Source organism: Bathymodiolus azoricus thioautotrophic gill symbiont, assembly GCF_001298715.1.
Lineage (GTDB): Bacteria > Pseudomonadota > Gammaproteobacteria > PS1 > Pseudothioglobaceae > Thiodubiliella.
Map to the genome: position 1 here is coordinate 1 of NZ_CDSC02000194.1, position 3,732 is coordinate 3,732.

5 protein-coding genes and 1 pseudogene are annotated in these 3,732 nt (G+C 32.7%); 2 read left to right on the forward strand and 4 right to left on the reverse strand.

Annotated features, from left to right (window positions below; genetic code table 11):
- Positions 1-142: 142 nt before the first annotated feature.
- Together BAZSYMA_RS03735 and BAZSYMA_RS03740 are read left to right on the forward strand one after the other, a co-directional pair.
- Positions 143-502: pseudogene (locus tag BAZSYMA_RS03735) on the forward strand (IS1595 family transposase); the annotation flags it as partial.
- Positions 503-547: 45 nt separating this feature from the next.
- Positions 548-985, forward strand: coding sequence for a YHS domain-containing (seleno)protein (locus BAZSYMA_RS03740; RefSeq protein ID WP_237732981.1), 438 nt, complete (start codon positions 548-550; stop codon positions 983-985).
- Here the strand turns inward: BAZSYMA_RS03740 and BAZSYMA_RS03745 are convergent.
- The 4 genes from BAZSYMA_RS03745 to BAZSYMA_RS03760 all read right to left on the reverse strand — a co-directional run bounded on the left by BAZSYMA_RS03745 (position 978) and on the right by BAZSYMA_RS03760 (position 3,625).
- Entirely contained in the window at positions 978-1,538 is a 561-nt protein-coding gene (locus BAZSYMA_RS03745; RefSeq protein WP_090715761.1) for a TVP38/TMEM64 family protein, read from the reverse strand. The two genes, BAZSYMA_RS03740 and BAZSYMA_RS03745, sit on opposite strands and share 8 nt — an antisense overlap.
- A complete protein-coding gene (locus BAZSYMA_RS03750; RefSeq protein ID WP_241502545.1) occupies positions 1,525-2,319 on the reverse strand; it encodes a cyanophycin synthetase in 795 nt (264 codons plus the stop codon). The genes BAZSYMA_RS03745 and BAZSYMA_RS03750 overlap by 14 nt, the downstream gene beginning before the upstream one ends.
- Before the next feature lie 105 nt (positions 2,320-2,424).
- Positions 2,425-3,234, reverse strand: a complete 810-nt coding sequence (locus BAZSYMA_RS03755) for an ATP-grasp domain-containing protein (RefSeq protein WP_090715765.1) — start codon at positions 3,232-3,234, stop codon at positions 2,425-2,427.
- Complete coding sequence (locus BAZSYMA_RS03760) at positions 3,224-3,625, reverse strand: cupin domain-containing protein (RefSeq protein ID WP_241502546.1); 402 nt, start codon at positions 3,623-3,625, stop codon at positions 3,224-3,226. The genes BAZSYMA_RS03755 and BAZSYMA_RS03760 overlap by 11 nt, the downstream gene beginning before the upstream one ends.
- Between the last annotated feature and the right edge of the window lie 107 nt (positions 3,626-3,732).

Below are 3,732 nucleotides of genomic sequence, written 5' to 3' on the forward strand. Positions count from 1 at the left end.
ATCTTAAAGAAGGATAATTTTGTTAAGAAATTGTGTAGTAGAGAATGGATAGAATTAGTTTAGTTTATTTTTGAAAATGGTATAATATACCCTTTGGCCGACTAATTGAGTGTTGCACTTATGATGTGAATTCAAGAGTGCCAATATTCAGACTATGATTGATAAGCATGCTGATGCTAATGCCACGCTTTGCACTGATGAAGCAACAATATATAAAGGCATAGAGGGCTATAAACAGCTAATGGTCAATTATTCTGCTGGGCAGTATGTTAACGGTATTGTGCATACTAATGGCATTGAGAGTGTTTGGGCGTTATTAAAACGCGGTTATCATGGTGTATTTTATCATTTTTCAGATAAACATATCGGGCGTTATGTTGATGAGTTTGTTTTTAGGTTGAATGATGGTAATGTCAAACGACCGACACTGGATAGAATTGATTCAATTGTGTCTGGATTTAGTGGTAATAGGCTGTCTTATAAGATGTTGGTATTAATGTAAGTTAGTCCCAAAAATTTACTGTTAATACTATTAAGCTTTACCACCTTGCAAGTCTTCGCATTTGATTTTACCTATACCAAGCATTCTTGGTTTGGTGCTGGCTCTAAAGGCAACGAATATGCTATTGAAGGTTATGATACAGTTAATTATTTCACTGAGAATAAGCCTGTCAAAGGTTTGGCAGAATTCTCGCTTGAATATCGAGGAAAAACTTGGCGCTTTAAAAATGCAGAAAATCTAGCACTATTTAAGGCTAGCCCGCAACAATATGCACCACAATATGGTGGACACTGTGCTTGGCGTATCGCCCAAGATGGTGAAGGCGTATATGGAAATCCTAAGATTTGGACCATTGTTGATAACAAACTTTATCTAAACTACAACCAAGTCGCTAACAAGCGATGGGTAAAGAATATTCCTGTCTTTGTCAAAAAAGGTAATGACTTTTGGTTAGGTAAAAACCAATTTAAAAACCTTAATTGAGTGCATAGTCTACTGATTCGAATACACCGGTAATGATTGATATATAAATCATTGATGTAATAGAGGTGCCACTAATAATGCCAATCAGTATGTTTCTTAATTTAACATCAATAATAGATAAAAAATAAATCAATATATTGATTGAAATACCTGGGATAAAACACAAAGCAAAAATAATAGGAATTTCTTTAGTTTTGATTTTATGTTCATAATCCAATATTTTTTGCGGCACTTTAAAATTTAACTTATGTGCAAAATTATAAATAATCAAACAATAACCTACAATAGCAATTTGAATAGCAAAAAACACCTGAGTAAAAGAAAAAATATAGATACCTGCAAGTAAAAAAGCAGTGCCTGGCAATAATGTCAAGCCTCTAATAATTAAAATTAAAATATAAACAACATAGGATATTAAAAAATATTCAGTAGTTAAAAACGCTTTAAGCATTTCTGGGTCAATTTTATAATCACTAAAATATAAATAAATCACCGCAATAATATTGAGCACAACAAAGCCATAAAATAAATATTTTTTACTAATATTTTTCATTATCGGTAATTTCCAGTTGTTCTAATTTGTTATAAAAATCATCTAAATCTTTAGGTTTTTCACCATATCTGGGGTTATCATGCATTTTTAAAAATGGACGCGAATTAAGTTCTAAAAAAATACAGGATTGGGTATTGAAATCAACTTCAATTCCTTCTTTACAAATCACATCAATACCCAAAATATTGGCATTAAAAAAATTCAATATTTTAATCAGGTCTTGTTTGTTGTTATCACTTAGTTTGGCTTTATCAATCACCTCAATACTTGAGCCTAATTTAAGCGAAATCTTATGGTGCAGATAAACTTTTTGCTTATCTGCAAGGATTGTAGAAAAGCGCATCCCTTGTTGTTTTAGATGCCTCTCAATAGCTTTATTTTTAGGTATCAATTGAGTAACAGGTGCAAGTTGCATTTTTTGCCTTAGTGCATTCTCAGTATCAATCAAAGCCCCAATCGCCCTTCGCCCATCACCCACTATAAAAGGTGGATAACGCCTAAGTACCGACATAACGCCAAATTTTGTCATTACCATACGGTAATTTTTGCCAAGCAAGTATGTTTCTATAATGCTATTTGGCCACCACTTTTTAACACCAATACTTGCTCTTAATAATTGTGCTTTGTTTTTAATAGGAAAATATGCACCTCGAGAAAAACCCCCAACATTAGGCTTAATAACCAGCGGGAAACCGTGTTGTTCATAAAATTTAAATGCTGAATATGGGTTAACAAAAGTTCTACCTTTGGCATAAGGCAATGCATTTTCTTCAAATGCCAACCTAGCCTGTGCTTTTGAGCGACAAGCACGACGAACTTTAAGCGGATTATAATCACTACAATCTGATAAAAAAAAACTGCGATAAAAATCGATATAATAATTGCATTATTGATCGGTTTTTGACTGATAGTGTTTGATGATTTTTCTAAAAAAAACAAACCGATTAAAGTGTTTCTTAGGAGTGGTATTGCTAACCTTAACTAAATGCTTCATATTGTCTTTAATAAATTTATATTTGGTTTTTTTTGAGATGCTATTATCTAATAAGTGAATGGGAAATGGGGCAAATAAATTAATTTCAATAATATGGAACAAACCTGAGAGTAAATCTATCTTAGAATTCGCCCTAAGCCCCACTCTGGCAATACGAAAAGGTGGTAATTCTTGTAGATGTGTTTGTAAAATATCTAACTCTTTTTCACAAAAACCTTGCGTGATATCTTGATAAACCGTATCTTTATTATGAATACCATTAACAGGGTAACGCTCATCTGAACGATTGAGTGACTGAGTAATATTTAGTGCACTTAGGCAGTTCTTATGAGTCGCATCACGAATGTAGAAAACCTCATATTCTTTTTCTTCATGCGCTGCATACTGCAAAATATAAGGAATTTTTCCATTTATTGGGTTAAAATTTAGAAAATCCTGTTTGTTATTAATTTTAATAATACCATTAGAATTTTGCCCCCATTCAGGTTTTAAAAATACAGGGAAAACTTCTGGCAGATTATTTTTATCAAAATAATCTTGTTCCAGACGCCACTTTTTTGGGATGCGAGCATCCATATCAATCTTGGAATAAAAACCTTTTTTCTTGTTATACCATTCAGCATTAATTTGAAAGTAATACCAAGGAGGAATACCCAAACGAATTGACCAAATAATGTAGTGAAAAATCAACCTAAATGTCAAATATCTCTCCTTTGGTTGGATTGTCTGAGTAATAATGCAAACTTATACTTTTTTGCTTTGCATTAATTTGATGAATATAATTGTCCATCTTGCCTTTTACACCTTTGTTATAGCGATATTCCCCACCACCTAACTCTCTAGAGCCAAGTTCAGTTAATGGATTTTTATCAAAACTTTTGCAACCTAGCTCCCCTTCAACCACATAGATAAAAGCTTGCTCTGGATGACCATGAATACGCGTTGTTGCACCTTGGTCCCAATGTAGCAAGCCTAACCAATAATCACTGTTATTGACAATAATATTTCTTGTGTAATTACCCTGTTCAAAAGATAAATTTTTTACCTTTATTTCTCTTGCTAAAACTTTCATTTTTCTCAATGGCCAAGTCATGGTGCTCCTTGGCAAGTAATTCACACAATGTTTTAAAACTCAAAATCAGTTGTGTGCGTATAATCGTAATTCTTAATTTTTTTAACCATGGCGAATTCAACCCATAA

Coding starts and splice junctions, on each gene's coding strand:
- BAZSYMA_RS03760 (WP_241502546.1), bottom strand. CDS start 3,625: ATGACTTGGCCATTGAGAAAAATGAAAGTTTTAGCAAGAGAAATAAAG.
- BAZSYMA_RS03745 (WP_090715761.1), bottom strand. CDS start 1,538: ATGAAAAATATTAGTAAAAAATATTTATTTTATGGCTTTGTTGTGCTC.